The sequence below is a fragment of the Streptomyces sp. NPDC002276 genome, assembly GCF_053891435.1.
The window spans coordinates 260,825-287,603 of the sequence record NZ_JBSFCQ010000010.1; the positions used below are offsets into that span (position 1 = coordinate 260,825).

Sequence of the window (26,779 nt, forward strand, 5' to 3'; positions counted from 1 at the left end):
CAGTCACCTTCTCCTGGTCGGCGTGCGCGGGGCGGACCACTTCAGGATATGCCCGGACAAAGGGGGCGTCCCGGTGGGAGCGCCCCCTTTGAGGTCAGTTCTGCTCGACGATACGGATCGTGCGGATGCCGGTACCTCGATACCGGATGGGCGTCCTGGTCAGGACGGGTCGGCCGCGCGGCCACTCGACAGTGGGCAGGGCGAGATGCAGCACATGGGCGCCGCTCCAGTCGGCCTCGCCCTTGTCGGCATCGGCATCGGCACCACCGGCCACTCGCAGCCGCTTGCCCACGGCGGTCGCCGCCGCGAAGTCGAGCCCCTCAATGGCCACGGACGGCAACGCGCCGACGTGTTCGGCGACGCCCGCCCGCTCCCGTTCGGCGGCGGCCAGGCTGAGCGCCGGGATGTAGACGCGCAGGGCGGGATCCTTCTCGGCCTCGACGACGAGTCGGGAGGCCATGATGTTGCCCGCGCCGAGCGCCAGCGCGGCGGTGTCGTCGAAGATGACGGCACGCGGCAGTGGGTACCGCTCCTCCCCCGTCACTGGACCTCCCCGATCCGCCCCGCTTCGAGGTCGGCCCACAGCTTCTCGCCGGCCTTCTCGTCCTCTTCGGTGTAGGGCCTGCCGAGGAAGTGCTCCTCCACGTAGGCCCGGGTCTCCTCGTACTGCTTGCGCAGCTCTTCCTTGGTGGGGGTGGCCCCGGCCAGCTCCGCGACGAAGTCCCGCATGCTGATCCCACGCTCCCGGGCAAGCTCCTGGAGGCGGTCACGGACAGCGGGGTCGACCTTGATCGTGGTGTCAGCCATGAGCAAAGTATACCGACGGTATACCGTCTCAGGGCGTACGAGTGTGACGGTCATCAACACTCCGTTTCTTTCGAAGGGCCCGGCTCTGCACGGGCGTGCGGCCGGGAGTCTGTAGGGCGGTTACGCGAGCGCGGGGCGCCCCTGCAACAAGGCGCGGGCGAGTGCACCTCCGCGCTGGGCGGCCTCGCGGTAGCCGGAGGCGCCGGGTTTACGGGGTTCGACCTGGACGGTCGTCGCGCCCCGGGCCCACCACTCCTCGACCAGCGGCGCGAGTTTCTGCGCCTCGGCGGCACCGAGCGTGAGCCGGGGTTCAGTTCGCCCGAGTGACCCGAGCAACTTCGCGGCAAGCGCGGTGCGCTCGCTCAACTCGGCCTGCGGCGGCGGGGAGGGAGGTTCTTGTTCCCTGGTCTTTTCTCCCGAAGGGAGAGCGTCCGACGGCTCGACGGCCGACTCTCCGGAGGCCAGGTTCTCGACTTTTTCTTCTTCACCCGAAGGCGGCTCGTCCTCGTACGGAGTATCGAAAACCCCTCGTACACGGTGAAGAGTTGGCCGCTCTCGGGGTTCTTGCGCACCACCCGCCGCAGATACCGCGAATCCTCCAGCTCATGCAGGGCGGCGGCGATCCGCGACCGCCCCTCCTTGCGCTGATCGGCGAGCGTGCGGATCGTGACGCGGGCCTCGTTCGGGAGGCTCAATAGGTACGTCAGTACGCCGACCGCGCACCAGGAGATGCTCCGATCGCGGAGAAGAGCATTGGAGAAGACTGAAAAGGCGCGCGTGGGCGTCGTACGATGGATACGCATCCGGAGTTGCTGCTCCTGGTGTCGAGCCCCCGGGTGTTGGTGCACCGCGGGGGCGTTTTCGTTGGCGTGACTCTATGCGCACGCAAAGCGACGAACGCAAGCCGGAACTGGGTTTGCCTGGGCGGGAGTTCGCGTTCTTCACTCTTGGGGGTGAAGGGCGGTGCGCAGGAGCAGGGTGTGGACGAAGTGGTCCGGGGTTGTCGGGCGGTAGCGCCAAGTCAGGGGCCAGGTCTGGCCGTTGAGGGCCGGGACCGGGATGTACGAGATGTGGTTCGGGCCGGCGGTGAGGCGGGTTACCCCCGGTGGCCATGAACGGTGGGACGTGCTGCCGACGGGGACCAGGAAGTAGACGGCCCTGTTGCCCGTCGCCTCCTCCACGACCGGGCCCGGCGCCCCTCCTGTCATGCGGGCGAGCCTGTCCGCGAGGTCTCTGCCCTCGTCGCCGTCCACCCGTACCGCGTCGAACTGGACCCCTGCCTTGCGGAGTTGGATGCCGGTTGTGGGGATCCATTTCAGGTCACTTTGCGTATCCATGCGGATAGTTTCGGCAGGTCCGGCTACCGTTTCCATGACTCTGCGTCGACCGTCCGCGACGGTTGGACACGGGAGTCGGCTGTTGGTGACCGGTTGAGTTCGGTTGAGTCCGGGGGTGACCGCAATGGCGCGGGCCAAGAACAAGGAAGAAGCGAGTGGAACGGCGCATCTTGTCGCCACCCTCGCGAAAGCACTGCGTGAGCAACAGCAGCTGACGCAGAGCGAGTTGGGCAAGCTGATGGGCTACACCGGTTCGGCGGTCAGCGCGATGGAGACCTGCGCGCAGCCCGCCAGCGACGACATGCTCCTCAAGTTGGAGGAGACGGTCGGGGGTGGGCTCGGGGTCTTCGACGAGGCGCGCAAGTGGATGCTGCTGGAGAAGTACCCGACACGGTTCCGTGGGTTCGCCGAGATGGAGGCGGAGGCCGTCACGTTGTCGTCGTACGAGACGCTCGTTGTCGATGGCCTGTTCCAGACCGAGGCCTATGCGCGGGCGTTGATCGGCGGCAGTTTCCCGCCAGTGCCCGAGCAGAAGCGCGAGGAATTGGTCGAGGCACGGCTTGCCCGCAGGAAGCTCTTCGACCGGGACCCGGCTCCCATGATCGAGCTGATCCTCGAAGAGAGCGTACTGAGGCGGCCGTTCGGCAGTTGGGAGGTTCAGCGGGAGCAACTGCGCTCGCTCGCCCAGGACGCGCAACGGGACAATGTCTGCGTGCAAGTACTGCCGCTGGATCGCGGGTTGCGAGGAACATACGCCGGTGACCGTGGCTCCATGAAGTTGGTGGTGACGAAGGAGCACGAGCACGTCGTCTACATGGAGATCGAGGACCAGGGCATCCTGATCAGTGATCCGCCGGAAGTCTCCCAACTGGCGCACCGCTATGCGAAGATCCGCGCACAGGCTCTGAGCCCCGACGATTCACTGAGCCTCATCGAGCGGTTGGCAGGAGAAGAACGATGAGCGGCACCGACACCTTGCGCTGGTTCAAGTCGAGTTACAGCGACGGCGGCGGCGGGAACTGCGTCGAGATCGCATCCTGCCCCCGAACCATCCACATCCGGGACTCCAAGAATCCGGGGCTTGGGATGGTCACCGTTTCCGATGTGGCCTGGTCCGCCTTCCTCCCCCTCACCCCCCACCCCCTCCCCAAAAAAGTGTGACACCTTCAGGCGATACCGACACACTTTTCTGAGACACCCCCCACCCCCCACGCCAAACTGCTCACATGAGCAGCTCACAGCATGTCCAGGCTCCGCCCGGAATGGGCACCGTGTATCGCGCGACGCTGGACGCGATGGCCATGCGCGGGCCCCGGCGCGTGGGGGTCACCCATATCGCCAGGCTGGCCGAGTCCAACCGCCAGTTCTTCTACCGGAATTGGGCCGATCCCCAGGTACTGCTGCGCGAGGCCACGTTGCGGGAACTGAGTCGTGTGCTGCACGTAGCCCTGCGAGTCCCCGACCCGTTGCCGCCACGGGAGTGTCTGGGCGTGCACTTCGCGGTGCGCGCGGCCCGGCTGCTGCGGGAGCATCCCGTCGTCGGGGCGATGGCACGGACCGAACCGGCGATGACGTACGCCGCCGTCCTCCGTACGGACACCGAGTGGCACCGGACCGCCTGGGACTGGCTGACCGAGTACGTGACTCCGCATCTGCCCTGGGGCACCGAGCGGGACACGGTGACGCTCGCCGTGCTGACCACGGCGCTGCCGTACGCGCTGATCCCGCCGGAGGAGCCGCCCTCCGAGACCGAACGGGCGGCTGTCGACCGCCGGTTGAGCCAGGCCCTGCACGCCTGCCTCGGCCTGCCACTCACCTGCCCCGACTGACCTACAGATCCTGAAGGAACCAGAGGGACAACGTCAGTACCGCTACGCCGCGTACCGCGACCAGGGCCAGGTTCGCGCTCCGCAGCCGATCCGCCCGAAGCCATACGGTCCACGTCACCAGCAACGACAGCACGACCGTGAGGATCAACACCACGGGCGCGGGGTCGGCGTAGAGGGCGTCGGGGTGGGCCCACACCAGGTAGGTCCACCACGCGGCGGACGTCGCGGTGAGGAGCGACTCGGCCCAGAGGCCGACGAGTTCCTCTTGGAGCGGCTTCAGCACAGGCTCGTCCCTCCGGCGATCAGCATCAGCGTCCCCGTCGCCGTGCCGAAGAGCAGTCGTAGTCCCGCAGCCGTCCAAGTGACGTACCGCAGCCAGGTGTTGCCGAGGTACAGCAGCGCCCAGGTCACCGGCAGCGAGGCCCACAGCGCGTAGGCCACGTGCCGGTGGAGGTCCTGGGTCGAGAAGTCGCACATGCCGTTCGACCCGTCGCCGTAGAGGCCCACGGAGACGAAGACGGCGAGCGCTCCCTCCAGGAACAGGAACAGGAGCGCCGCCGGGGACAACCGTCTTCGATAGGGCATGGACGGAACGTAGCGAATGTCCGGTGTGAGGAAGCCGTGAAGTTGATCATTCACAGCAACTCACAGGAACGAACGGCTAGAAGACCGCCGTACCGGCCTGCGTCAGCTTCCAGTTGGAGGCCGCGAAGGTCGACGGGTCGATGGTGCCCTTGGCCGTGGCGTAGGCGATCATCAGGTCGCGGACCTGGTTGGTGGAGCTGTAGGCGGACTCCGCGGCGGCGATGTGCGGGTAGCCGCTGCCGCCGTTGGCGCGGTAGTTGTTGACCGCGACGACGAAGACCTGGTCGTCGGGGATCGCGGCGCCGTTGTAGGTGAGGTTCTTGATGCGGGAGCCCTCGGCCGCCGCGATGTCGATCTCGTAGGAGACACCGGCCGCCGTGTCGTACATGTAGTCCCAGAAGCTGTTGGCGTTCGTCAACGTAGAAGTGTCCACCGCGGTGCCGGCCGGGACCTGGTGGTAGTACTTCGCCGCGAACTCCAGGTAGTCCTTGAGCTGGGCGCCGGTGAGCTTCTTGCCGTAGAGGGTGTTCTCGTAGATGTAGAGGCCGGCGACGTCGCGGATGGTCACGTCGCCCTTGGGGATGTCGGCGGTGCGGCTGAAGCAGGCCGCCACCGAGATCAGCGGGAGCGCGGCGTCCGCCGCCGAGAGGCCCGCCTTCACCGTCTCCATCTGGACCTCGTGGATGAAGTCGATGGCGGGGACGTCCTTCCAGCAGGCCTCCGCGGTCGACATGTCCACGGTGCTTGTGCCGATCGCGGTGTTGACGTACTTGACGACCAAGTCGTGGTCGGCGGTGAGGAGTTCGGTGATCTTCTTGTCCTCCGCGACCGTGTTGCTGTTGAGCGTGGTCGCCGTCTTGCTGGTGATCTTCCAGCAGCCGCGCACGAGTTCCAGCTCGAAGTCGAAGACGGAGAGGCGGTAGCCGTAGCAGTACGGCTCGGAGAGGAGGACGTCCTCGCCGGTCTCGTCGTTCTTCACGGTGTAGGTGGGGACGTCGACGTGGGTGTGGCCGACGAGGATCGCGTCGATGCCGGGGACCTGCTGGGCGACCAGGTTCGACGCGTTCTCCACGTAGGGGAGTTCGTCGCCCCAGGAGGTGGAGCCGTCGAGGCCCGAGTGGTCGGTGAGGAAGACGACGTCACAGCCGAGCGCGCGCAGCCGCGGCACGTACTTCTTCGCCTGCTCGACGAGCCCGGGGAAGACCAGCTTGCCGCTGACGTTGTCCTTGTCCCACAGCGCGATGCCCGGGTTGGTGAGGCCGAGGATGCCGACCTTGATGTCCGGCGCGCCGGGCACCTTGATGTGCTTGACCGTGTAGGGCTCGAAGGCGGGCTTGAGGGTCTTCGCGTCCAGGGCGTTGGCGCCGAGCAGCGGGAAGTGACACTGCTTCTCGAAGGCGCGCAGCACGTCCACGCCGTAGTTGAACTCGTGGTTGCCGAGGGCGGCGGCGTCGTAGCGCATCTCGTTCATGGCGACGGCCATGGGGTGCTTGGGGCCGCGCTTGCCGTTCTTGCCCGTGATGGGGTCGACGTTGGCGTAGTAGTACGCGAGGGACGTTCCCTGGATGATGTCGCCCGCGTCGACGAGCAGCACCTTGTGCTCGCCCTTCTCGGCGCGCAGGTTCTTGACCAGGGTGGCGATACGGGCGATGCCGTAGGTGTTGCCCTTGGAGTCCACCGGGGCGGCGTTGGTGTAGTAGTCCCAGTTGAAGACGTGGCTGTGCAGGTCGGTCGTACCCAGGATGGAGAACGACCAGGTCTTCGGCTTGGGCGTCGGCTTCGGCCGGTGCCGGTCGGCGGCCTCGGCCGGGGTCGCCGCCGCCGTCCCCGCGACGGCCACGACCGCGCCGGTGACGGCGGACTTCTGCACGAACTCACGGCGGTTCATGGGATTGACGGGCATTCAGGGCTCCTGGGAGGGCACAGAGGGTGAGTGGTGCGTGCGGGGCGCGGCGGGCTACCCGCGTAGATGCTGGCCTCCGCCCGTTACCGGCGTAACCACGGACAGCCCAAGGGCCGGTCAAGGTTTCCCAAGACCGGCCCAAGTACCGTCGTCAGCCGCGGCTCAACCCTCGCTCTAGATGAACGAGTTGATCTCGATCGTCTCCGTGCGGCCGGGGCCGACACCGATCGCGGAGATCGGCGCGCCCGACATCTCCTCCAGCGCCTTCACGTACGCCTGCGCGTTCTTCGGGAGGTCCGCGAAGGTCTTGGCCTTCGTGATGTCCTCGCTCCAGCCGGGCAGGTTCTCGTAGATCGGCTTCGCGTGGTGGAAGTCGGTCTGCGAGTACGGGAGTTCCTCGACGCGCTTGCCGTCGATCTCGTAGGCCACGCAGACCGGGATCTGCTCCCAGCCGGTGAGGACGTCGAGCTTGGTGAGGAAGAAGTCGGTCAGGCCGTTCACGCGGGTCGCGTAGCGGGCGATGACCGCGTCGAACCAGCCGCAGCGCCGGTCGCGGCCGGTGGTGACGCCCCGCTCGCCACCGATACGGCGCAGCGCGTCGCCGTCCGCGTCGAACAGCTCGGTCGGGAACGGGCCCGAGCCGACCCGGGTCGTGTAGGCCTTGAGGATGCCGATGACCCGGCTGATCTTCGTGGGGCCGACACCCGCGCCCGTGCACGCGCCGCCCGCGGTGGGGTTCGAGGACGTGACGAAGGGATAGGTCCCGTGGTCGATGTCGAGGAGGGTGCCCTGCCCGCCCTCGAAGAGGACGACCTTGTCCTGGTCCAGCGCCTGGTTGAGGACGAGGACCGTGTCGGCGACGTACGGCTTGAGGCGGTCCGCGTAGGACAGCAGCTCCTCGACGACCTGCTCGATGGCGATCGCGCGCCGGTTGTAGAGCTTGGTGAGCATCTGGTTCTTGATGTCGAGGGACGCCTCGACCTTCTGGGTCAGGATCGACTCGTCGTAGAGGTCCTGGACCCGGATGCCGACGCGGTTGATCTTGTCCGCGTAGGTCGGGCCGATGCCGCGGCCGGTCGTGCCGATCTTCCGCTTCCCGAGGAAGCGCTCGGTCACCTTGTCCACCGTCACGTTGTAGGGCGTGATGATGTGAGCGTTACCGCTGATCAGGAGCTTGGACGTGTCGACGCCGCGCTCGTTCAGCCCGTTCAGCTCGGAGAACAGGACCGACGGGTCGACGACGACACCGTTGCCGATGACCGGAGTGCACTCCGGTGTGAGGATCCCGGAAGGGAGCAGGTGAAGGGCGTACTTCTGATCGCCCACGACTACCGTGTGGCCGGCGTTGTTGCCGCCCTGGTAGCGCACCACATAGTCGACCGACCCACCTAGCAGGTCCGTCGCCTTTCCCTTGCCTTCGTCACCCCACTGAGCACCGAGCAGCACAAGTGCGGGCACGCGCGTACACCCCTTCCGGGCGGGGCATGTCCAAGGTCAGAGACGTACGCCGCACAGCGTGTGCCTCGTACGTCAGCGACCCTCGTCGGCCGCAACCCGTCGGACCGGATGCCCCGGAATAGACGAAGCCCCTGGCGCAATAGCGCAAGGGGCTCTTGCACAAAGATGCTACCCGAGGAAGCGAGGCATGGCCGAGGTGGCGACTTTCGCGACTTCCGATCAGCTCCTGGTCGTCATCGATCCGGTCGCCCGGCGCACCGACGGAGAGTCCGTCCGCATCGCGAAAGACGTGCTCAGCGCGGGTGCGGCGACCAAGGTGTGCATGCCGGAGGGGCCCGAGGAATTCGCCCGGGTCCTGGCCCGGCGGGGCTCACGGCGACCGGTGCTGGTGGGCGACGACCGGGCCCTGATGCGGACCGTGTCCCTGCTGTACCGCCAGCGCGAGCTGGCGGGATGCGCCCTGTCGATGGTGCCGGTGGGCGGCGCGCTGTCCCTGGCGGGGGCACTGGGGGTGCCCACGGGGGCGGTGGCGGCGGCACGGGCGGTGCTCGACGGGGTCGTACGGCGGATGGACCTGCTGGTCGACGACAGCGACGGGGTGGTGCTGGGCGCGCTGCGGATCCCCTCGCTCCCCTCACCCGCGGTGCCCTCGCCCGCGGGCACCGGGCACGCGTCGTGGCTCCGCACCTGCCAGTCACTGGTACGCACCCTGGTCCCGGCCCGCCCGCCACGGGAACGGGAGCCGCTCGTCGGTGTACCCCGCTTCGGACCGGCCCGGCTGCGCGTCGAGGTCGACGGGGTCACCCTGGTCGACCTGGACCAGCCGGTGGAGACGGTCGCCGTGCGGCCGGGGGCGTCGGGGCTGGCCGAGGTGGAGGTGCGCCCGGTGTCGGTGGGCGCGGAGGCTTCGCCTGTGTGTGCACGGGGGCGGTCGGTGACTGTGTCCGGGGCGGATTTCCGGTACCGGGCGGATGCTGTGGTGGCGGGGCCGGTGCGGACGCGGACGTGGGTAGTGCGGGAGGGGGCTTGGGGGCTTACGTTGCCGACGGCTTAGGGGGCTCGAAGCCGGTGGTGTCGAGGGTGCAGTCGAAGGGAGCGGGGATCGAGAGCCTCCCTCCGAACGGCCTCGTGCTGCATGACTCGTAGCCTTTGGCGGAGGGGGTCCAGTAGACGGTGGCCTGCTCCTCCTGCATGTCGAGGAGGAGATAGACCGGGACGCCCGCCTTGCCGTAGGTCTCGACTTTGTCGGTGAAGTCGACGTCCCGAGTGGAGGGGAGAGTCAGCTCCGCGACGAAGGAGAGTGCCGTGCCGTCCATACGGTTGCTCGTCGTCCGGAGCTTTCGTCGGTGCACCACGTGAATGTCCGGTTCGTAGGCGCGCTCCGCGCTCGGGAAGACGTACAACAGTCGTCCCGAACAGGCGATGTGCCCTTCGGGCAGGTGGGAACTCAGCTGCTCGCACACCTGGTTCATCACCCTGGCGTAGTAGCCGGGGGGCCAAGGCGACAGGACGATGTTCCCCCTGATGATCTCGACCCGGTAGCCCGGAGGCACCTGCAACTCATCGCCGTCGTCCAACAGTCCCTGGAAACCGTCGGACACGCGGAACCTCCCTTATCGCAATCGCAACTCAGAGTATCCGCTCGGCTACTTCCATGTGATCGGATTCGTCCTTCAACCCCACCCCGGTGATCTCCAACTCCCGCGCCCGCCCCATCAACGCCGCCAACTTCCCCGCCGCCACCTCATACGTCAGCCCCAACGGCGGTCGGATGTTGCTCAGGCAGTTGCGGTCGGCGTCCGTCGTGACGCCCGGCTTCGGGCGGTGCGTCAGGTACGCGCCCAGGGAGTCCGCCGCCGACATGCCGGGGCGTTCGCCGATCAGGACGACGACCATCGTCGCGCCCATCGCCGAGGCGATGTCGTCGCCGAGGGCCACGCGGGCCTGTTCGGCGAGGATCACCGGGGCGACCTGCCAGGACGTCGGGAGGAGGGCCGTCGTCGCACGGACCATCGCGGCCGCGTGCTCGTGCACCGCCCGGCTGGACAGGCCGTCCGCGACGACGAAGACCACATCCCAGTCGCCCAGCGGCAGGTGCGCGCGGTCCGCGGGGTCCAACCGGCGGCCCAGGTCCGGGCGTTGGAGATACGTGAGCCGGTCGGGCGCCGCGCTGCGCACCCGTACCGTCGGCTCGCCGCCCAGCGCCGCCGCCACCACGTCCGGCGCGAACGGCGAGTGCACCGCGTCCCGCGCCGCCGCGTGCGCGGCCTGCAACTCCAGCCGGTGGTGGGTCGGGAGCCCCGAGCCCGCCCTCCCCAGGCCGATCCTCGCCTGCGTGTGGCGTCGCAGGGTCGGCCACAACTCCCCGCCCACCAGCTCCACTTGACCGGTCGTCATGCCACCAGTTCCCTTCCGATCGCCGTCAACGGGTGGGCCGTAGCCGATACGTCCCGGATCGACCCGCCCTCCTCCAGCAGGCCGATCGAGTCGAGCCAGGTCTCGAACTCCGGTGCCGGGCGCAGGCCGAGTACCTCGCGGAGGTACAACGCGTCGTGGTATGAGGCGGATTGGTAGTTGAGCATGATGTCGTCGCCGCCGGGGGTGCAGATCACGAAGGACGCGCCGGCCACGCCGAGCATGGTGAGCATCGTGGCGATGTCGTCGTCGTCCGCGTCGGCGTGGTTGGTGTAGCAGATGTCCAGGCCCATGGGCAGGCCGAGGACCTTGCCGCAGAAGTGGTCCTCCAGGGCGGCGCGGAGGATCTGCCGGCCGTCGTACAAGTACTCCGGGCCGATGAAGCCCACCACCGTGTTCACGAGCAGCGGGTCGTAGCGGCGGGCGACCGCGTACGCCCGTGCCTCCACCGTCTGCTGGTCCACCCCGTGGTGCGCGTCGGCGGAGAGTGCGCTGCCCTGGCCCGTCTCGAAGTACATGACGTTGGAGCCGACCGTGCCCCGGCCGAGCGCCCGCGCCGCCTCGTACGCCTCGTCCAGCAGGCCCAGCGTCACGCCGAAGGACGCGTTGGCCGCCTGGGTGCCGGCGATGGACTGGAAGACGAGGTCGACCGGCGCCCCGCGTGCCATCAGGTCCATGCTGGTCGTGACGTGGGACAGGACGCAGGACTGGGTGGGGATGGCGTAGCGCTGGATGACTCCGTCCAGGAGTTCCAGCAGGTCGCGTACCGCCTTCGGGCTGTCGGTCGCCGGGTTGATGCCGATGACCGCGTCGCCGGAGCCGAGCAGCAGCCCGTCGAGCAGGGCCGCGGCCACACCCGCCGGATCGTCGGTGGGGTGGTTGGGCTGGAGGCGGGTGGCGAGGCGGCCAGGGAGCCCGATCGTCGAGCGGAAGGCGGTCACCACCCGCACCTTGCGCGCGACGGCGACCAGATCCGCGTTGCCCATCAGCTTGGACACGGCCGCCACCACCTCCGGCGTCAACCCGGGTGCTACGGCGGCCAGTTGGGACGTGTCCGCCGTCAGCAGCCATTCCCGGAACCCGCCGACCGACAGCCCGGCCACCGGCGCGAAAGCCGCCGCGTCATGCGTGTCGATGATCAACCGGGTCACGTCGTCGGTCTCGTAGGGGATCACCGGCTCGGCGAGAAAGGCGGTCAGCGGTACGTCCGCCAGCGCCCACCGCGCCGCCACCCGCTCCTGGGCACTTTCGGCCGCCAGCCCCGCCAGCCGGTCGCCGGACCGCTCGGGGCTCGCGGCGGCGAGCAGCCGCGCCAGGGAGCCGAAGCGGTAACGGTGGCCGCCGAGGGTCGAGGTGTACGTACTCATGGCGGCGACCGTACGAGGCGCGTGTTGCCACCGGATTTCCTCAGATTTCTAAAGGTCTGGTTGACAAACATTTAACGCACGGAAACCCTTGCCGGACTCATTCGGCCGACAGAGTTCCGCACCGTAGACCCACCCGAGCAGCAGGAGAGGAGCCATCCCGATGGCAGTGGACGAAGGAGTCGCCCCCGCGGCGAACACAAGCGAGGACGGCGCCGTTCACCGGCTCAAGCCCAACGCCATCGGCCTGCTGGGCGTGGTCTTCATGGCCGTCGCGACCGCCGCCCCGATCACCGCGATGACCGGCAACGTGCCCTTCATGGTCTCGTCAGGCAACGGCATCGGCGCCCCGGCGAGCTACCTCGTCGCAATGGTCGTCCTGGCAATCTTTTCCGTCGGCTTCACGTCGATGGCGAAGCACATCACCTCCACGGGCGCCTTCTACGGCTTCATCTCCTACGGCCTCGGCCGCACCGTCGGCCTCGCCTCCGGCCTCCTCGCCACCTTCGCGTACGTCGTATTCGAGCCGGCGCTGATCGGCATCTTCTCGGTCTTCGCCACCGGAACCCTCAAGGACCAGACGGGACTTGACGTCCCGTGGTGGGCCTGCGCGATCGTGATGCTCGCCGTCAACGCGACAGGCACCTGGTTCGGTGTCTCGGTCGCGGAGAAGCTGCTCGTCGTCCTCCTCGGCACGGAGGTGACCGTCCTCGCCGCGATGGCGATCTCGGTCGCCCTGCACGGCGGCGGCCCGCACGGCTTCACCTTCGGCCCGGTCAACCCGGTCAACGCGTTCAAGGGAACGAGCGCCGGACTCGGCCTCTTCTTCGCCTTCTGGTCCTGGGTCGGCTTCGAGTCGACCGCCATGTACGGCGAGGAGTCCCGCGACCCCAAGAAGATCATCCCCAAGGCGACGATGATCTCGGTCCTCGGCGTCGGCGTCTTCTACGTCTTCGTCTCCTGGATGGCCATCATCGGCAACGGCGAGACCGAGGCCGTCAAGGTCGCCTCGTCCGCGAACCCGCTCGCGCTCTTCTTCAACCCCACCGAGCACTACGTCGGCCACTGGGCGGTCGACCTCATGCAGTGGCTGATGATCACCGGCTCGCTCGCCTGCGGCATGGCCTTCCACAACTGCGCCAGCCGTTACATGTACGCGCTGGGCCGCGAGGGTGTCCTCCCCTCGCTCAAGAACACCATCGGCCGCACCCACGCCAAGCACGGTTCCCCGCACATCGCGGGCCTGGTGCAGACGGTGGTGAGCGCGCTGCTGATCCTCGCGTTCTGGGCCACGAGCAAGGACCCGGCCAACGCGATGTACGTCCTGCTGGCGATCCTCGGCACGATGGCGATCCTGGTCGTGCAGGCGGTGTGCTCGTTCGCGGTGCTGGCGTACTTCCGGACCCACCACCCCGAGAGCCGCCACTGGTTCCGCACGTTCACCGCTCCGCTGCTCGGGGGCGTGGCGATGCTGGCGGTGGTACTGCTCCTGGTGTCCAACATGAGCGTGGCGGCGGGCTCGGAGTCCGACTCCCCGCTCCTGAAGGCAACGCCGTGGCTGGTGGCCCTGGTCGCGGCGACGGGTATCGGCTACGCCCAGTACTTGAAGCGCCGGGCCCCTGAGCGCTACGCCTTGCTCGGCCGCACGGTGCTCGAAGAAACCAAGGAGCGCTGAAGCGCTTTTAGCTTTTAGGGGCGCGGGGAACTGCGCGACCAGCCCACCACCGGGCCGCAGACGAGTACGAATCTGCGGGAGCGTCGTGGCTAGTCGCGCAGTTCCCCGCGCCCCTTCAGGGCGCTCCACCGAACCGCGTTTCCCGGTGCACCCGCCACCGCTCCATCATCGCCACGATCTCGCCCTCGACGAACTCGAAGAAGGCGAGCGTCTCGGCCATGCGGCGTCCCGCGGGGGTGTCCGCGCCGAGGCTGCTGACCCCCTCGCGCAGGGCACCCTCCCAGCGCTTGATGAGAGCCTCGCGGTTGGTGAGGGCCTCGTACCACTGATCGCCGTGCACCACATACCGCTCCCGACGCGACCCGGGTTCCCGCTCACGCGAGACCATGTGCGTCTGGGCCAGATACCGCACCGCCCCAGAGACCCCAGCCGGACTGATCCGCAGTTGTTCGCCCAGCTCCGCCGAGGTCATCGCACCGTCGTCGGAGGACAGCAGCGCGGCGAAGACCCGCGCCGGCATCCGCTGCATCCCGGCCTCGACAAGCTGCGCCGCGAAACTCTCCACGAACTTCGAGACCGCCTCCTGGTCCCGCCCCGCCTCATCCGTCATGGTCACCACCTTATCGGGGTTTCACGCCCTTCCTTAACTTCACAAATTTCTGAACGTAGCGTACGTTCGGCTCCATGACGAAGGCAATCACCGTCTCCGGGCTGCACAAGTCGTTCGGCGGAACACCCGCCCTCACCGGCCTCGACCTGGACGTCGAGACCGGCGAGGTGCACGGCTTCCTCGGCCCCAACGGCTCCGGCAAGTCCACCACCATCCGCGTCCTGCTCGGCCTGCTGCGCGCCGACTCGGGCGCCGCCCAGCTCCTGGGCCGCGACCCCTGGGCCGACGCGGTCGAACTGCACCGCCAGGTCGCCTACGTCCCCGGCGACGTGACGCTCTGGCGCAATCTGTCCGGAGGCGAAGTCATCGACCTCTACGGCAGGTTGCGCGGCGGCCTCGACACGTCCCGCCGCGCCGAGCTGATCGACCGCTTCGAACTCGACCCCACAAAAAAGGGCCGCACGTACTCCAAGGGCAACCGCCAGAAGGTCGCACTGGTCGCCGCGTTCGCCTCGGACGTCGACCTGCTGATCCTGGACGAACCGACCTCGGGCCTCGACCCCCTCATGGAGGAGGTCTTCCAGCGCTGCGTGGAGGAGGAACGCGACCGGGGCCGAACGATCCTCCTCTCCTCCCACATCCTCAGCGAGGTGGAGGAGTTGTGCGACCGCGTGAGCATCATCCGCAACGGCCGCACGGTGGAGAGCGGTTCACTCGCCGACCTGCGCCACCTCACCCGCACCAGCGTGAGCGCCGAACTCACCGGCCCGCCCAACGGGTTGGCGTCCCTCCCCGGCGTGCACGACCTCGACGTACAGGGCCACCGCGTCCGCCTCCAGGTAGAGGCCGACCAACTCACCGCCGTACTACGCTCGTTGAGCGACTCGGGCGTACGGTCGCTCACCTCGCAGCCGCCGACGCTGGAGGAACTCTTCCTGCGCCACTACCAGGAGGCGGAATGACCGCCACCGCGCTCCCCGCACGCACCAGCACCGGCACCTCACGCCAACTCACGGGCACCGGCGCCCTGTTGCGCTTCAACCTGCGCCGCGACCGCGTGGTGATCCCGTCCTGGGTCGCGGTGACGGCGTTGCTGGTCCTGTCACTCCCCAGCTCCCTGCGCAGCGTCTACTCAACTCCCGCCGAACGCGCCGACCTCGCCCGCCAGATGCTCACCAACAGCTCACTCCGCGCCACCTACGGCCCGGTGTTCAGCGACTCGCTGGGTGGCCTCACCGCCTGGCGCATCGGTGGCTACGCCGCGATCCTCGCCGGAGTCATGAGCCTGATCGTCGTGGTACGGCACACGCGGGACGAGGAGGAGAGCGGTCGCCAGGAACTGGTCTCCTCGGCGATGGTGGGCCGCCGCGCACCCCTGACGGCGGCCCTGCTGACGGCGTTCGTCGCCGACTCCGCCCTGGCACTGCTGATCACGGCCGGACTGGCCGGACAGGGAACAGCGGGAGCCCTGGCCCTCGGCCTCGGCATCGGCGGAGTGGGCATGGTGTTCGCGACGCTCGCGGCGATCGTCGCGCAGTTCACGGACAGCGGAAGGCTGGCGAAGGGCCTGACCGGCGGCCTGCTGGGAACAGCGTTCGTGCTGCGGGCGGTGGGCGACGCGACGACCAACGACGCCTCCTCACCCGCGACTTGGCTCTCCCCGATCGGCTGGCTGGAGAACCTGCGCCCGTTCGCGTCCGAACGGTGGTGGGTGCTGGGCCTGTTCGCGGCGGCGGCACTCCTACAAGGCTCCGTGGCCTACGAGTTGGCGGGCCGCCGGGACGTGGGCATGAGCTTCCTGCCCGCCCGCCCCGGCCCGGCCCACGGCCGCCTCGGCACGGCGGCGGCACTGGCCTGGCGCCTCCAACGGAGCAGCGTCCTGGGCTGGAGCCTGGGCTTCCTCGCGGCCGGGGTCGCCTTCGGCGGCATCACGAAGGGCGCGGCGGACCTGGTCGGCGACAACGACAGGACCCGCGAGATCATCGAGCGGATGGGCGGCCGGTCCGGCATCGAGGACGCGTTCCTGGCCACGATGGTCGGCATGTTCGGCATGCTGGCCGCGCTCTACGCCGTCTCGTCGGTCCTACGGCTGCACAGCGAGGAAACGACCGGACGCGCCGAACCGATCCTCGCGAACGCGGTGGGCCGCCTGCGCTGGGCGGCCGGGCACCTGACGATCGCCTTCGCGGGCGCGGCCCTGATCATGCTCCTGAGCGGCCTGGGCCTCACCCTCGGCTACGGCGCCGAGCCCGGCCCGATCCTCGCCGCCACCCTGGTCCAACTCCCGGCGATCTGGACCCTGGGCGCCCTCGCGGTCCTCCTCCACGGCCTCTCCCCCCGCCTGTCCCCACTCTCCTGGGCAGCGGCCGGCCTCACCCTCCTCCTCGGCTGGATCGGCCCGGCACTGAACCTCCCCCAAGCGGTCCTGGACATCTCCCCCTTCGGCCACCTGCCGAAGCTGCCGGGCGGGGAGATGGCGTGGGAGCCGGTGGCGGCCCTCACGGGGATCGCCGCCGCCCTGATCGCCGTAGGACTGGCGGGTCTACGGCGACGGGACCTCACGACCTGATCGCGCCAGGTGGGGGAAGCTCCGGCGCGGGCCCGGGACTGGCGGTGTGGTCCTACGGCGTCCGGAACCGCCTCCAGCGTTTCGAGGCCGGACCCGACGGGAGCGTGCTCCACGCCGAGTTGCCGCCGGCGGTCCTCGGCGGGATCCTCGCGTCGCTCGCCGTCTGGGCGCTGGTCCGACGCGGCGGACAGCCGGGGACCGGAGCCGGGTCAGGCCGCGTCGAGCGCCGCCGTGATCTTCCCGATCATGGCCGTCTCGGCGGGCCCGGGGCCGCCCTTGTGGGCGCGGGAGGCCGCGTCCGTGATCGTGGTGATCGTGGCGCGGAAGTTCGCCGCCTCCTCCGGGGCCTTCGCCTTGAGGAGGGTCACCGAGTCGGTCAGTGCGGCGAAGACGCGGTCGGCCAGGTCGGCGGTCGAACTGCCGCCCAGGTCAAGGTGCTTGGGCCGGTCCGCAAGGACTCGGCCGACCAGACCCGTCGCCGAGGACAGCGCCTTGCCGCCTGCCATCCCGGAGCGGGTGGAGGAGATCGGGCCGGGGTCGGCCGCCGCCATCAGGGCGACGACACCGTGGGCGGCGGTCTGGAGGGTGAGCTTGTCGTCGGGGGTCAGGATCTCGGCGGGGGTGGTCTTCTCGGACATGGGCGTGCTCTCTTTCGTTTCCGTGCGGGGGGGGGCGTGAACTGCCGTAGGGGAAAGGCTTGTTAGAGGGCCGCCTCCGCCTGGTTGCCGACCGCCCTGCGGGGCAGGGCCAGGCACAGGGCCGCGCACAGCAGATACGCGGCGATGGCCCACGGCCCCGCGTGGACGATCGCGTCGGTGAGGCCCTTGTCGGCGTGGGAGAAGAACGCGTTGCCGATGACGGCGACGCCGAGCGCCCCGCCGAACTGCTGGGCCGTGGACAGGATTCCGGAGGCGCCGCCCGCCAACTCGCCCGGCACGGTGCTCAGGATGGTGTTCACCAGCGGGATGATCAGGAAGATCAGGCCGACCCCGGCAAGGAACAGTCCGGGGACCAACGGCCAGGCACCGGTGTGCACTTGGGCAGCTTCCTGGGCCTGGTGCCGGACCCAGAACAGTCCGCCCGCCATCACCAGCGCGCCCAGGATCAGCACACTCCGGCCGAACTTCGCGACCAGCGGGTCGACCGCCGGGGCGGACAGGATCGAGCCCGCGCTGAAGGCGACCATCAGCAGACCGGCCCCGGTCGGGGTGTAGCCCTGGCCGGACTGGAGCCAGACGGTGAAGACCAGGAAGAAGCCGGACATGCCGCCGTAGAAGAGGAGTTGGACCAGCAGGCCGGCGCTGAAGGCGGGCTTCTTGAACAAGTCCGTGGGGAGCAGGGGGTGTTCGATGCCTCGCCGCTTCTCCGAAGCTGTCAGGGCGACTATCGCGAGGACGCCCGCGGCCAGGCAGATCCAGCCCCACAGCGGCCAGCCGTTGGAACGGCCCTGGACCAGCGGCAGCACGATCGCGACCAGGCCCGCGGCGAGCACGAGGTTGCCGGGCAGGTCGATGCGGCCGGTGAAGGCGTGGTCCTTCGAAGCGGGGATCCACTTGACGCCCAGGACCAGGACGAGCACGGCCAGCGGGAGGTTGATCACGAAGATCGTGCGCCAGCCCCAGCCGAACAGGTCCCAGTCGGTCAGTACGCCACCCAGCAGCACGCCTACGGCTGTCGAGACGCCGGCGATCGCGCCGTACAGGGCGAAGGCCTTGCCGCGTTCCTCGCCGTCGAACATCGTGCGGAACGAGGCGAGGATCTGCGGCATGATCACGGCCGCGGCCACGCCCTGGAGGCCGCGCGAGGCGACGAGCACCCCGGCCGAGGTCGCCAGCGCGCTGGCCAGGCTCGTCAGCGCGAACGCCGTGACGCCGAACAGGAACAGCTTCTTGCGGCCGTAGCGGTCGCCGAGGTGCCCGGCGATGATCAGCGTGGCGGCGAAGCCGAGCATGTACGCCGAGACCGTCCACTGGAGGTCGGCGGGGGTGGCCTTCAGGCCCTTGCCGATGGACGGCAGCGCGGTGTTCACGATCGATCCGTCGATCATGTCGAGCAGCGCGGCGAGGATCATCACGAACGCCGCGGCCCATCGCTTCGGATAGGGCGCCGCCCCTCCGCCGCCGTCAGCGGCTACGTTCCTCGTGTTGGTCGTGCTGGACGACATGGCGGTGACTCCTCGGTTCAGCTTGACTTTCATATATCTTGACTTTCAAGCGAATGGCTGCCGAGAAGTACAATGAAGGGAGATATCTCGAATGTCAAGCGGAACGGACTCGGGGTCGGTCGAAGCACGGCTCGGAGCGGCCGTGCAGGCCTATCAGGGCACCGTCGACGACTTCGACCGCGAGCTGGCCCGTCTGATGGGCGTCAACGAGACCGATCTGCGCTGCCTGGAGATCCTTCTCTCGGTGCCGGAGATCACTCCGCGCGAACTGAGCCAACAGCTCGGCCTCACCACCGGGAGCGTCACCACGATGCTCGACCGGCTGGAAAAGCTCGCCTATCTCACCCGCACCCCGCACCCCGACGACCGGCGCAAGACCCTCGTCCGCGTCACCCCCGAGGCCGCGCAGCAGGCCTACGGCCTGATCGGCCCGTTCATCGAGGACGCCGGCCGGCGGGTGCGCGAGCGCTACACCCCCGAGCAGCTCGAAGTGGTCATCGACTACCTCACCTTCACCCGCGACGTCCAACAGGGACACGTCGAACGGCTGAGGGAAATCCCCGCGTCCCGCCCCACCCGAACCGGCGGCCGCCAGTCACCGGGGCCGCGCGGCGGGGCGGCGACGTAGGTCCGGCCTCACTCACCCCATCTCGACGCTCAGCCCCTCCAGCCCCCGGATCACGAAGTTCGGCTTGCGGACCGGGTCCGCGGCCAGGGTGAGCGTGGGGGCCCGTTCCAGCAACGCCCGCATGGAGGCGGCCAGTTCGATACGGGCCAGGGGCGCGCCGATGCAGTAGTGGATGCCCGCGCTGAAGCTGATGTGCGGGTTGTCGGCGCGGGTGAGGTCGAGGCGGTCGGGGGACGCGAAGACGGCCGCGTCGCGGTTGGCGGAGCCGAACAGCATCGCGATCTCCGCGCCCCTCGGGATCACCGTGCCGTCGATCTCGATCTCGTCCAGCACCCACCGTTCGAAGAGCTGGAGCGGGGTGTCGTAGCGCATCAACTCCTCGACGGCGGACGGGATCAGCGAGTGGTCCGCGCGCAGCGCCGCCAGCTGGTCCGGGTTGCGGAACAGCGCCCACCAGCCGTTGACCGTGGCGTTCACCGTCGCCTCGTGGCCCGCGTTGAGCAGCAGTACGGCGGTGGAGATCAGCTCCTGTTCGGTGAGGCGGTCGTCGTCCTCGTCGTGGGCCGCGATCATGCCGGACATGAGGTCGTCGCCGGGTTCCTTGCGCCGGGCCGCGATCAACTCGCGTAGATACGCGGAGAATTCGTTCGACGCGCGGACCGCTCGCGCCGCCGTGTCCTCGGACGGGCTCAGCTCGTACATCCCGCAGATGTCCGCCGACCAGGGGCGCAGCGGGGCGCGGTCCGACTCGGGGATGCCGAGCATCTCGGCGATCACGGCCACCGGGAGGGGTTCGGCCACATCCGTCAACAGGTCGCCGCCACCCTTCGCCACCAGTCCGTCGACCAGTTCACCGGCCAACCGGCTGACGTACGGCTTGAGTTGCTCGACCGTGCGCGGGGTGAACGCCTTGGAGACCAGGCGCCGGATGCGGGTGTGGTCGGGGGGTTCGAGGTCGAGCATGCCGTGGTCGTTGAGGGTGTGAAAGGGCTCGTGCTCGGGCGGGGGTGCCGTACGGCCGAAGTCCTCGTGGGTGAAGCGGTGTTGGTAGGTGCGGCCGAGGCGGCGGTCGCGCAGGAGGGCCGAGACGTCCGCGTGGCGGGGGACTAGCCACTGGTCGGTGGGCTCGTAGTACGTGACCCGGGCCCGGTCGCGCAGTTCGGCGTAGGCGGGGTACGGGTCGGCGACGAACGCGGGGTCCCAGGGGTCGAAGGCGAGGTCGTCAGCAGCAGCCATGGACGGACGCTAACCGCTGGACGGGCTGCTGACCAGGGGCGTATCGGGTTTTGTCGCTAACCGCGTGGACTTGTGGTGAACATTGGGGCGCTGGGCGCCACAGCCTCTACCCCGTCTCTCTTCTTGATGTTTCAATCACTGGTACCCCGTCCAGATGAGGGCTGTGTCCAAGAACGGACCTGGTCCAGGAACAGGCGATTGGTGGTGCGATGGGACGTCCCGAGCGGCCGGTGGACCCCGAGGCCGGTCCCGTGCAGCGGCTCGCGCACGAGCTGCGGGAACTGCGCGCCGCGTGCGGCGGGCCGTCGTACCGCGTGATGGCCCGGCGCGCGCACTACTCGGCGGCCACCCTCGCGCAGGCGGCCGGCGGGGAGCGGCTGCCGTCGCGGGCCGTGGTCGCGGCGTACGCGCGGGCCTGCGGGGCGGATCCCGGGGAGTGGGAGGCGCGCTGGAAGTCGGCGGCCGAGGAGGACCTGGCCGCCCGGCAGAGCGCCGGCGGCGGGGGTGCGGACGAGCCGCCGTATCGCGGGCTGGTGCGGTTCGAACCCGGTGACGAGGAGCTGTTCTTCGGGCGGGACCGGCTGGTCGGGGAGCTGCTGGAGCTGGTCGCCGAGAACCGGCTGGCGATGGTGTTCGGCGCGTCCGGCAGCGGGAAGTCCTCGCTGCTGCGGGCCGGGCTGATACCCCGGCTGCGACGGCGGGTGGAGGAGGAGGGCTGCGCGGCGGTGCTGCGGGTACTCACCCCGGGGGCCACCCCGGCGGCGACGCACGGCCGGCTGCTGGCCCCCGCGGACGGCGAGCCGGACAGCTGGGTGATCGTCGACCAGTTCGAGGAGGTCTTCACCCTCTGCCGGGACCCGGCCGAACGCGCCCGCTTCATCGATCTGCTGCTGGCCGCCCGGGACCGGAAGAACAGGCTCCGGGTCGTCATCGCCGTACGCGCCGACTTCTACGCCCGCTGCGCCGAGCACCGGGGACTCGTGGACGCCGTGCGCGGAGCCCATCTGCTGGTCGGGCCGATGGACGCCACCGAGCTGCGGGAAGCGGTCGTACGGCCGGCCGCGGCGGCCGGGCTGCTGGTCGAGCGGGAACTCACCGCCCGCATCATCGACGAGGTCGTCGACCGGCCCGGCGCGCTGCCGATGCTGTCCCACGCCCTGCTGGAGACCTGGCACCGGCGCCACGGCCGGACGCTCACGACGGCCGCGTACGAGGCGGCCGGCGGCGTGCAGGGCGCGATCGCCGCGACCGCCGAGCGCCTGTACGGCAACCTCTCCGCCGCCCAGGCCCGCACGGTCCGGCGGGTGCTGCTCCGGCTGATCGAACCCGGGCAGGGCACCACCGACACCCGGCGCCCGGTCCGGCGCGGCGAACTGGAGCCCTCCGACCCGGAGTTGTGCGAGGTCGTCGAACGGCTGACCCGCGCCCGGCTGCTCACCGTGGACGCCCACCGCGTCGAGCTGGCCCATGAGGCGCTCATCAACTGCTGGCCCCGGCTGCGGAGTTGGGTCGAGGAGGACCGCGAACGGCTGCGCCACCACCGGCGCCTCACCCAGGCCGCCCACACCTGGGAGGAGCACGGCCGCGACACCGGCACCCTCTACCGGGGCACCCGCCTCGCCCACGCCGAGGAACTGTTCTCGTCCGGCGTCTCCCCCGAACTCAACACGCTGGAACGGGACTTCCTCACCTCCGCCCTCGACGCCCGCGCGCACGAACACCGCACCGCCACCCGGACCGCCCGCCGGGCCCGGCGGCTGACCGTCTCGCTGTCCGTCGCCGTGACCCTGTCGCTGGTCACCGCGCTGGCCGCCTGGAAACTGCACAGCAACGGCGAGCGGGAGCACACCGACACGGCCGCCCGCCGGATCGCCTCCGTCGCCGCCTCGATGCGGACCACCGACCCCAGGACCGCGATGCTGCTCAGCGTCGCCGCCTGGCGCACGGCCCCGCTCCCCGAGAGCCGCTCCGCCCTGCTCGGCGCGCTCACCCAGCCGCAGGTGGACGCCTTCACCGCACCCGGCGCGGACGGCGACAGCCCGCGCTTCCTCGCCGACTCCGGCCGCACCGTCCTGAGCACCGAGGGCCGCACCTGGCGCACCTGGAACGTCGCCACCCACCGCCGCACCGCGTCCGGACGACTGCCCTACGGCACCGTGCTCGCCGCCGGCCCCGACGCCCGCGTCCTCGTGCTCCAGGTGCCCGGCGGGCAGCGGCTGTGGGACGTGACGGCGGGGCGGTGGACCGGTCCGGCGCGGGCGCTGCCGTCGTCGTACACCCTCGACTTCGGTGCGAGCGACGGCGGTTATGTGCGCAGCGACCCGGAGCACGGGCGGACGGAACTGCGGTCGGTGACCAACAACCGCCTGCTGTACGGGACTTCGGGCACCGAAGAGCCGGACCTGGCGCCCAGCCCGGACGACCGCAGGGTCGCCGTGTGCCGGGCGGGACACGCGCCCGCCGTCCTGGACCTGGCCGACCACCGCACGCTGCACGGCGGTTGGGAGTCGGCCCGGGATCTCTGCGACGACCCGGACCGGCTGCTGCGGTTCGGTCCGGGCGACCGGCTCACCGCCCTGTCCGGCAACGGCATCCGCGCCTGGGACACCGGCACAGGCCGCCAACTCGCCGACATCTACTACCCGGACGTCCAGTACGCCGCGCTCAGCGCCGACGGGAGGTTCCTCGCCGCCTCCTGCCGCGACGAGATCAGGATCTGGCGGCTGTCCACGGCCGCCCTGCGGTACTCCGCACCCGTCTTCCGCTACCCCCTGGGCGGCCAGCTCCCCTCCGCCCCGCTCGCCTGGGATCCGCGCCGACCGGTGCTGCGCTACCTCGAAGGCTCCACCGTCCACACCCTGGACGTGGCCGCGCCCCTCACCCTCCGCTGGCACCAACAGCCGCTGGACGGAACGCTGTTGAGCCCGGACGGCCGTACCCTCGCCACCGCCCGGCGGACCGGCCGCCACTACCGCTTCCAGCTCCGCGACACCGCCGACGGACGACTGCTGCGCACCTTGCGCCCGCCGCCGTTCCCGGTGGCCGTCGACGGCAGCGCGCCGGTCGTGCCACGGGACACCATGGCCCTGATGGCGTTCAGCCCCGACAGCGAGGCGTTCGCCTACGGGGTGTCCACACCCGGCCGGGACGCGGCCCCGCAACGGCTGACCGTGTGGGACGTCACCGCCGACCGCGAACGGACGACACTCGACATCACCTCGTCCGCCGCCGGTACGGCCCTCGGACTCGCCCTCGGCCCCGGCGGACGCACCCTGCTGGCCGCCCGCACCCCCGGCACCCCGCGGATCACCGACGAGGTCTGGGACGTCGCCCGACACCGCCGAAAAGCCGTGCTCCGGGGCTTCGACAGCCACCTCCTCGCCGTACGGCCCGACGGCCGACTGCTCGTCGGCAGCGGCCACAGCGCCGCGCTGCCCACCGGGCCGGTCCGCGCGCGGGCGCTGGGCCAGAGCGGGCAGATCGGTGCGCTGACGTTCGGCGCCGACGGCTCCCTGCTCGCGGCGGGCGACCTCACCGGCCGCGTCGCCCTCTGGGACGGAGACCTCCACCGGCGCGCGGGCATCCTGCCCAACGTCTTCCCCGGCCCGGCCCTCGACACCCCCGAGGCCGTCACCGCCCTGGCCGTCAGCCCGGACGGCCGCACCCTCGCCGTCGCCGGTGACGCCGGCACCGTCCAGCTCTGGGACACCGCCACCCGCCAACCACTCGGCGGCGCCCTGCCCACCCCCGGCGAAGGCATCCGCTCCCTGGCCTTCAGCCCCGACAGCGGCACGCTCTACGTCGCCGGCGCCTACGTCCCGCTACAGCGCTACGCCGTCTCCGTGTCCGCCGCCCTCACCCAGGTCTGCGCCCGCGCGGGCACCACGCTGACACGTGCCCAGTGGCGGGCCGCCATCCCCGACGCGCCCTACCGGAACACCTGTGAACAGCGGTAATTGTTTGTCTGGAGTGATGGAAGGGGCTACGTGGACAACTCCGCGCTCGCCAGTCTTGGGGTGAGGCCCGACAGATCCCCCTGACCGAGGTGATCGAGTGACCCAAGTGACCGAAGGTGCGTCAGACGTGACCCGAGAACGCTCCCCCGACCACCCCCGCGTCCTCGTCGTGGAAGACGACGCCAGTATCTCCGCGCCCCTCGTCACCGCCCTGGGCTTCCTCGGCTTCGACGCGCACACCGTCGCCACCGGCACCGAGGCGCTGACCGCCGTCCGCGCGCTACGGCCCGACGCCGTACTCCTCGACGTGATGCTCCCCGACCTCGACGGCACCGAGGTCTGCCGACTGCTGCGCGCCTCCGGCGACAACACCCCGGTGCTCTTCCTCAGCGCCCGCCACTCGGTCGCGGACAAGTGCCGCGCCCTGGCCCTGGGCGGCGACGACTACGTCACCAAGCCCTTCGACCTCACCGAGGTCAGCGCCCGCATCCGCGCCCTGATCCGCCGCTCCCGCACCACACCCCCCGCACCCGCCCCCGTCCGGGCCATCGCCTACGACACGCCCGCCGCCCCGCGTCGCCTGCGCGCGGGCGGCGTCGAACTCGACGTCGACACCCGCGAGGCCTGGCGGCACGGCCGGCCGGTGCGCCTGTCCGCCACCGAGTTCGCCCTGCTGAAGGTCCTGATGGAGAACGCCGGCCGGGTCATCTCCAAGGGCAGCCTCCTCGACAGCGTCTGGAACTACGACTTCCAGGGCGAGTCAGGAGTCGTGGAGACCTACGTCTACTACCTGCGCCGCAAGCTGGACGACTCCGGGCAGTCCCTCATCCGTACCGTGCGGGGCGCGGGCTACCTGGTGCAGCCCGACCTGCCAGACCAGCCCGGCCCCGCCGGCACCGATCTCCGTCAGCCGATCCAGAGGTCGTAGACGGCCTTGTCCTTGGTGTCGTTGTAGGAGATCAGCCGGGGCTCCCAGCGCCAGCCGGTGCTGGGCTTGCGGTGGTGGAACTCGACCGACTGCCCGGCCTTCCACCAGTAACCGCTCGCCGTCGTGCAGCCCTTGGGCGCGATCTCCCAGAACTGCGAGCCGCCCCAGTCGCCGTACTGGTTCTCCCCGACGAAGTAGAACTTCACCGTCTCCGTGGACCCGCTGCACACCCTGAGGGTCACGAACTTGTCGCTCGCCGCGGAGGCCGTCCCGGGGGCCGCGAGACCACCGACGGCGGCGGCTGCCGCGAGCATCACCATGACCACCTTGCGTCTGACCGTGCGCATAGAACTACCTTCTTTCGTAAGTGAGTTGGTCGTGTGTGTGGGTGGGGGGGAAGTGGCCCTCCGCGGCTCAGCGCAGCAGGCCCTTGGCGCGCAGCCAGGCCCTGGCCGCCCGGGCGGGGGTCTCGCCCGCCTCGACGGACGCGGTGAGCATCGCCAACTCGGCCGTCGTCAGGCGTGTGTTGACCCGGGCCAGTGCCGTCCGGCCGGCCAGGTCCACGGAGGGGGCGCTGATCAGCGGGAAGACATGCTCGGGCGGTACGACGGACTCGGGGTCCGTGAGCACCACCAGCCCGTCCCGGGCGATCACCGGGTCGGTACTGCGCAACACCAGCACGTCCGCCGTCCCTGTTCCCTTCGTTTCCTTCGTTTCCTTCGTTTCCTTCGCCGGGGTGAGCGTGACGCCGTAGGCCTGCTTCAGGGCGGCGACGGACGGGGCGTCGGGATCGCCGGACGCGGAACCGCCGAGCGTCAGCCCGGTGCCCGCCCCGCGAAGGTCCGCGAGACCGCTCAGCCGGTACCGTCCGGCGGTGGAACGGGTGACCGCGAGGACGACCCCGCCCTGCGCCGCGGCCGGCGGCAACGCGACGATCCCCGGCGGCAACGCCATGCTCAGCGTCGCCTCCATGTTCCCGGGCATGGTCTGCCCGCCCGGCATCGCCCGCAGCAGGGTCGACTCGTAGGCGGGCGCGATGCCGATCCGCCCGTCCACCACGGCCTGGGCGGAGTCGACGGGGGACGCGTACGAGGCGCCCGCCGTCCGCACCTTCCGCCCCGCCCCGGTGAGGAGTTCGCCGTAGAGCGCCGCCACGACCCGGCTCCGGGCCGAACCGTCGCTGCCGATCACCGTCGGCCCCGCACCGTCCGCGTAACCGACGTGCGTGCCCTGGGCGTTCGCGGTCGCGCACCCGGAGAGAAGGAGCAGCGAGCCGACCACCGCGGCGACGGTACGGAACATCACACCCCGCCCG

Annotated in this window: 27 protein-coding genes; 10 read left to right on the plus strand and 17 right to left on the minus strand. The window is 70.0% G+C overall.

What is annotated here, in order from left to right; all coding sequences use genetic code 11:
• Positions 1-94: 94 nt before the first annotated feature.
• From ACWIHT_RS26020 to ACWIHT_RS26035, 4 genes are all read right to left on the minus strand, one after another.
• A complete protein-coding gene (locus ACWIHT_RS26020) occupies positions 95-544 on the minus strand; it encodes a hypothetical protein (protein ID WP_456170654.1) in 450 nt (149 codons plus the stop codon).
• Positions 541-807: a cupin domain-containing protein gene (locus ACWIHT_RS26025; protein ID WP_363094336.1), complete on the minus strand. Its 267-nt coding sequence runs from the start codon at positions 805-807 to the stop codon at positions 541-543. Before ACWIHT_RS26025 ends, ACWIHT_RS26020 begins: the two co-directional genes overlap by 4 nt.
• Positions 808-927: 120 nt before the next feature.
• Positions 928-1,173, minus strand: a complete 246-nt coding sequence (locus ACWIHT_RS26030; protein ID WP_456170655.1) for a hypothetical protein — start codon at positions 1,171-1,173, stop codon at positions 928-930.
• A gap of 575 nt (positions 1,174-1,748) precedes the next feature.
• On the minus strand, positions 1,749-2,144 hold the full coding sequence (locus ACWIHT_RS26035) for a hypothetical protein (protein ID WP_456170656.1): 396 nt from the start codon (positions 2,142-2,144) through the stop codon (positions 1,749-1,751).
• 124 nt (positions 2,145-2,268) lie between these two features.
• Between ACWIHT_RS26035 and ACWIHT_RS26040 the strand changes: the two genes are divergently transcribed.
• The 3 genes from ACWIHT_RS26040 to ACWIHT_RS26050 all read left to right on the plus strand — a co-directional run bounded on the left by ACWIHT_RS26040 (position 2,269) and on the right by ACWIHT_RS26050 (position 3,973).
• Entirely contained in the window at positions 2,269-3,105 is an 837-nt protein-coding gene (locus tag ACWIHT_RS26040) for a helix-turn-helix domain-containing protein (protein WP_456170739.1), read from the plus strand.
• Positions 3,102-3,305, plus strand: coding sequence for a DUF397 domain-containing protein (locus tag ACWIHT_RS26045; RefSeq protein ID WP_456170657.1), 204 nt, complete (start codon positions 3,102-3,104; stop codon positions 3,303-3,305). The genes ACWIHT_RS26040 and ACWIHT_RS26045 overlap by 4 nt, the downstream gene beginning before the upstream one ends.
• 65 nt (positions 3,306-3,370) lie before the next feature.
• Positions 3,371-3,973, plus strand: a complete 603-nt coding sequence (locus tag ACWIHT_RS26050) for a TetR/AcrR family transcriptional regulator (protein ID WP_456170658.1) — start codon at positions 3,371-3,373, stop codon at positions 3,971-3,973.
• Position 3,974: 1 nt separating this feature from the next.
• Here ACWIHT_RS26050 and ACWIHT_RS26055 read toward each other — a convergent pair whose 3' ends face one another.
• The 4 genes from ACWIHT_RS26055 to ACWIHT_RS26070 form a co-directional block, all read right to left on the minus strand.
• On the minus strand, positions 3,975-4,256 hold the full coding sequence (locus ACWIHT_RS26055) for a hypothetical protein (protein ID WP_456170659.1): 282 nt from the start codon (positions 4,254-4,256) through the stop codon (positions 3,975-3,977).
• Positions 4,250-4,558 (minus strand): hypothetical protein, encoded by a 309-nt coding sequence (locus ACWIHT_RS26060; RefSeq protein ID WP_456170660.1) that lies wholly within the window; start codon positions 4,556-4,558, stop codon positions 4,250-4,252. Before ACWIHT_RS26060 ends, ACWIHT_RS26055 begins: the two co-directional genes overlap by 7 nt.
• 76 nt (positions 4,559-4,634) lie before the next feature.
• Positions 4,635-6,461 (minus strand): bifunctional metallophosphatase/5'-nucleotidase, encoded by a 1,827-nt coding sequence (locus ACWIHT_RS26065; protein WP_456170661.1) that lies wholly within the window; start codon positions 6,459-6,461, stop codon positions 4,635-4,637.
• A gap of 174 nt (positions 6,462-6,635) precedes the next feature.
• Positions 6,636-7,919, minus strand: a complete 1,284-nt coding sequence (locus ACWIHT_RS26070) for an adenylosuccinate synthase (protein WP_201056040.1) — start codon at positions 7,917-7,919, stop codon at positions 6,636-6,638.
• A 187-nt stretch (positions 7,920-8,106) separates the two neighbouring features.
• Between ACWIHT_RS26070 and ACWIHT_RS26075 the strand changes: the two genes are divergently transcribed.
• The gene (locus tag ACWIHT_RS26075; RefSeq protein ID WP_456170663.1) at positions 8,107-8,973 is read left to right on the plus strand and encodes a diacylglycerol kinase; all 867 of its coding nucleotides are present in this window, start codon (positions 8,107-8,109) and stop codon (positions 8,971-8,973) included.
• Here ACWIHT_RS26075 and ACWIHT_RS26080 read toward each other — a convergent pair.
• From ACWIHT_RS26080 to ACWIHT_RS26090, 3 genes are read right to left on the minus strand one after another with little or no spacing between them, the layout of a single operon-like run.
• Positions 8,954-9,520: a Uma2 family endonuclease gene (locus ACWIHT_RS26080; protein WP_456170664.1), complete on the minus strand. Its 567-nt coding sequence runs from the start codon at positions 9,518-9,520 to the stop codon at positions 8,954-8,956. The genes ACWIHT_RS26075 and ACWIHT_RS26080 overlap by 20 nt on opposite strands.
• 28 nt (positions 9,521-9,548) lie before the next feature.
• Complete coding sequence (gene eutC / locus ACWIHT_RS26085; protein WP_456170665.1) at positions 9,549-10,316, minus strand: ethanolamine ammonia-lyase subunit EutC; 768 nt, start codon at positions 10,314-10,316, stop codon at positions 9,549-9,551.
• Positions 10,313-11,701 (minus strand): ethanolamine ammonia-lyase subunit EutB, encoded by a 1,389-nt coding sequence (locus ACWIHT_RS26090; RefSeq protein ID WP_456170666.1) that lies wholly within the window; start codon positions 11,699-11,701, stop codon positions 10,313-10,315. Before ACWIHT_RS26090 ends, eutC begins: the two co-directional genes overlap by 4 nt.
• Positions 11,702-11,861: 160 nt before the next feature.
• Here ACWIHT_RS26090 and ACWIHT_RS26095 point away from each other — a divergent pair, with 160 nt between their 5' ends.
• Entirely contained in the window at positions 11,862-13,373 is a 1,512-nt protein-coding gene (locus ACWIHT_RS26095) for an APC family permease (protein ID WP_456170667.1), read from the plus strand.
• Between the two features lie 115 nt (positions 13,374-13,488).
• Here the strand turns inward: ACWIHT_RS26095 and ACWIHT_RS26100 are convergent, their stop codons facing one another.
• Positions 13,489-13,983 carry a GbsR/MarR family transcriptional regulator gene (locus ACWIHT_RS26100; protein ID WP_456170668.1) on the minus strand — a complete coding sequence of 165 codons (495 nt, stop codon included), beginning with the start codon at positions 13,981-13,983 and terminating at the stop codon, positions 13,489-13,491.
• Positions 13,984-14,057: 74 nt separating this feature from the next.
• Between ACWIHT_RS26100 and ACWIHT_RS26105 the strand changes: the two genes are divergently transcribed.
• Both ACWIHT_RS26105 and ACWIHT_RS26110 read left to right on the plus strand, forming a co-directional pair.
• Positions 14,058-14,945, plus strand: a complete 888-nt coding sequence (locus tag ACWIHT_RS26105; protein ID WP_456170669.1) for an ABC transporter ATP-binding protein — start codon at positions 14,058-14,060, stop codon at positions 14,943-14,945.
• A complete protein-coding gene (locus tag ACWIHT_RS26110) occupies positions 14,942-16,552 on the plus strand; it encodes an ABC transporter permease (protein ID WP_456170670.1) in 1,611 nt (536 codons plus the stop codon). Before ACWIHT_RS26105 ends, ACWIHT_RS26110 begins: the two co-directional genes overlap by 4 nt.
• 209 nt (positions 16,553-16,761) lie before the next feature.
• On the opposite strand, the gene ACWIHT_RS26115 is transcribed toward ACWIHT_RS26110, so the two are convergent.
• The gene (locus ACWIHT_RS26115; RefSeq protein ID WP_456170671.1) at positions 16,762-17,190 is read right to left on the minus strand and encodes a hypothetical protein; all 429 of its coding nucleotides are present in this window, start codon (positions 17,188-17,190) and stop codon (positions 16,762-16,764) included.
• A 62-nt stretch (positions 17,191-17,252) separates the two neighbouring features.
• Positions 17,253-18,716: an MFS transporter gene (locus ACWIHT_RS26120; protein ID WP_456170672.1), complete on the minus strand. Its 1,464-nt coding sequence runs from the start codon at positions 18,714-18,716 to the stop codon at positions 17,253-17,255.
• A gap of 91 nt (positions 18,717-18,807) precedes the next feature.
• On the opposite strand from ACWIHT_RS26120, the gene ACWIHT_RS26125 reads away from it, so the two are divergent.
• Positions 18,808-19,344 carry a MarR family winged helix-turn-helix transcriptional regulator gene (locus tag ACWIHT_RS26125; protein ID WP_456170673.1) on the plus strand — a complete coding sequence of 179 codons (537 nt, stop codon included), beginning with the start codon at positions 18,808-18,810 and terminating at the stop codon, positions 19,342-19,344.
• 12 nt (positions 19,345-19,356) lie between these two features.
• On the opposite strand, the gene ACWIHT_RS26130 is transcribed toward ACWIHT_RS26125, so the two are convergent.
• On the minus strand, positions 19,357-20,580 hold the full coding sequence (locus ACWIHT_RS26130) for a cytochrome P450 (RefSeq protein WP_456170674.1): 1,224 nt from the start codon (positions 20,578-20,580) through the stop codon (positions 19,357-19,359).
• Positions 20,581-20,789: 209 nt separating this feature from the next.
• Between ACWIHT_RS26130 and ACWIHT_RS26135 the strand changes: the two genes are divergently transcribed.
• Together ACWIHT_RS26135 and ACWIHT_RS26140 are read left to right on the plus strand one after the other, a co-directional pair.
• On the plus strand, positions 20,790-24,536 hold the full coding sequence (locus tag ACWIHT_RS26135; protein WP_456170675.1) for a WD40 repeat domain-containing protein: 3,747 nt from the start codon (positions 20,790-20,792) through the stop codon (positions 24,534-24,536).
• Positions 24,537-24,663: 127 nt separating this feature from the next.
• Positions 24,664-25,464: a response regulator transcription factor gene (locus ACWIHT_RS26140; RefSeq protein WP_456170677.1), complete on the plus strand. Its 801-nt coding sequence runs from the start codon at positions 24,664-24,666 to the stop codon at positions 25,462-25,464.
• Here ACWIHT_RS26140 and ACWIHT_RS26145 read toward each other — a convergent pair.
• Together ACWIHT_RS26145 and ACWIHT_RS26150 are read right to left on the minus strand one after the other, a co-directional pair.
• Positions 25,443-25,811, minus strand: a complete 369-nt coding sequence (locus tag ACWIHT_RS26145) for a hypothetical protein (RefSeq protein ID WP_456170679.1) — start codon at positions 25,809-25,811, stop codon at positions 25,443-25,445. The genes ACWIHT_RS26140 and ACWIHT_RS26145 overlap by 22 nt on opposite strands.
• A 67-nt stretch (positions 25,812-25,878) precedes the next feature.
• Positions 25,879-26,766 carry a glycine betaine ABC transporter substrate-binding protein gene (locus tag ACWIHT_RS26150; protein WP_456170680.1) on the minus strand — a complete coding sequence of 296 codons (888 nt, stop codon included), beginning with the start codon at positions 26,764-26,766 and terminating at the stop codon, positions 25,879-25,881.
• Positions 26,767-26,779 lie beyond the last annotated feature (13 nt).

Coding starts and splice junctions, on each gene's coding strand:
- ACWIHT_RS26035 (WP_456170656.1), bottom strand. CDS start 2,144: ATGGATACGCAAAGTGACCTGAAATGGATCCCCACAACCGGCATCCAA.
- ACWIHT_RS26120 (WP_456170672.1), bottom strand. CDS start 18,716: ATGTCGTCCAGCACGACCAACACGAGGAACGTAGCCGCTGACGGCGGC.
- ACWIHT_RS26145 (WP_456170679.1), bottom strand. CDS start 25,811: ATGCGCACGGTCAGACGCAAGGTGGTCATGGTGATGCTCGCGGCAGCC.
- ACWIHT_RS26135 (WP_456170675.1), top strand. CDS start 20,790: ATGGGACGTCCCGAGCGGCCGGTGGACCCCGAGGCCGGTCCCGTGCAG.
- ACWIHT_RS26065 (WP_456170661.1), bottom strand. CDS start 6,461: ATGCCCGTCAATCCCATGAACCGCCGTGAGTTCGTGCAGAAGTCCGCC.
- ACWIHT_RS26045 (WP_456170657.1), top strand. CDS start 3,102: ATGAGCGGCACCGACACCTTGCGCTGGTTCAAGTCGAGTTACAGCGAC.
- ACWIHT_RS26125 (WP_456170673.1), top strand. CDS start 18,808: ATGTCAAGCGGAACGGACTCGGGGTCGGTCGAAGCACGGCTCGGAGCG.
- ACWIHT_RS26075 (WP_456170663.1), top strand. CDS start 8,107: ATGGCCGAGGTGGCGACTTTCGCGACTTCCGATCAGCTCCTGGTCGTC.
- ACWIHT_RS26095 (WP_456170667.1), top strand. CDS start 11,862: ATGGCAGTGGACGAAGGAGTCGCCCCCGCGGCGAACACAAGCGAGGAC.
- eutC (WP_456170665.1), bottom strand. CDS start 10,316: ATGACGACCGGTCAAGTGGAGCTGGTGGGCGGGGAGTTGTGGCCGACC.
- ACWIHT_RS26105 (WP_456170669.1), top strand. CDS start 14,058: ATGACGAAGGCAATCACCGTCTCCGGGCTGCACAAGTCGTTCGGCGGA.
- ACWIHT_RS26090 (WP_456170666.1), bottom strand. CDS start 11,701: ATGAGTACGTACACCTCGACCCTCGGCGGCCACCGTTACCGCTTCGGC.
- ACWIHT_RS26025 (WP_363094336.1), bottom strand. CDS start 807: ATGGCTGACACCACGATCAAGGTCGACCCCGCTGTCCGTGACCGCCTC.
- ACWIHT_RS26060 (WP_456170660.1), bottom strand. CDS start 4,558: ATGCCCTATCGAAGACGGTTGTCCCCGGCGGCGCTCCTGTTCCTGTTC.
- ACWIHT_RS26150 (WP_456170680.1), bottom strand. CDS start 26,766: ATGTTCCGTACCGTCGCCGCGGTGGTCGGCTCGCTGCTCCTTCTCTCC.
- ACWIHT_RS26100 (WP_456170668.1), bottom strand. CDS start 13,983: ATGACGGATGAGGCGGGGCGGGACCAGGAGGCGGTCTCGAAGTTCGTG.
- ACWIHT_RS26050 (WP_456170658.1), top strand. CDS start 3,371: ATGAGCAGCTCACAGCATGTCCAGGCTCCGCCCGGAATGGGCACCGTG.
- ACWIHT_RS26130 (WP_456170674.1), bottom strand. CDS start 20,580: ATGGCTGCTGCTGACGACCTCGCCTTCGACCCCTGGGACCCCGCGTTC.
- ACWIHT_RS26110 (WP_456170670.1), top strand. CDS start 14,942: ATGACCGCCACCGCGCTCCCCGCACGCACCAGCACCGGCACCTCACGC.
- ACWIHT_RS26040 (WP_456170739.1), top strand. CDS start 2,269: ATGGCGCGGGCCAAGAACAAGGAAGAAGCGAGTGGAACGGCGCATCTT.
- ACWIHT_RS26115 (WP_456170671.1), bottom strand. CDS start 17,190: ATGTCCGAGAAGACCACCCCCGCCGAGATCCTGACCCCCGACGACAAG.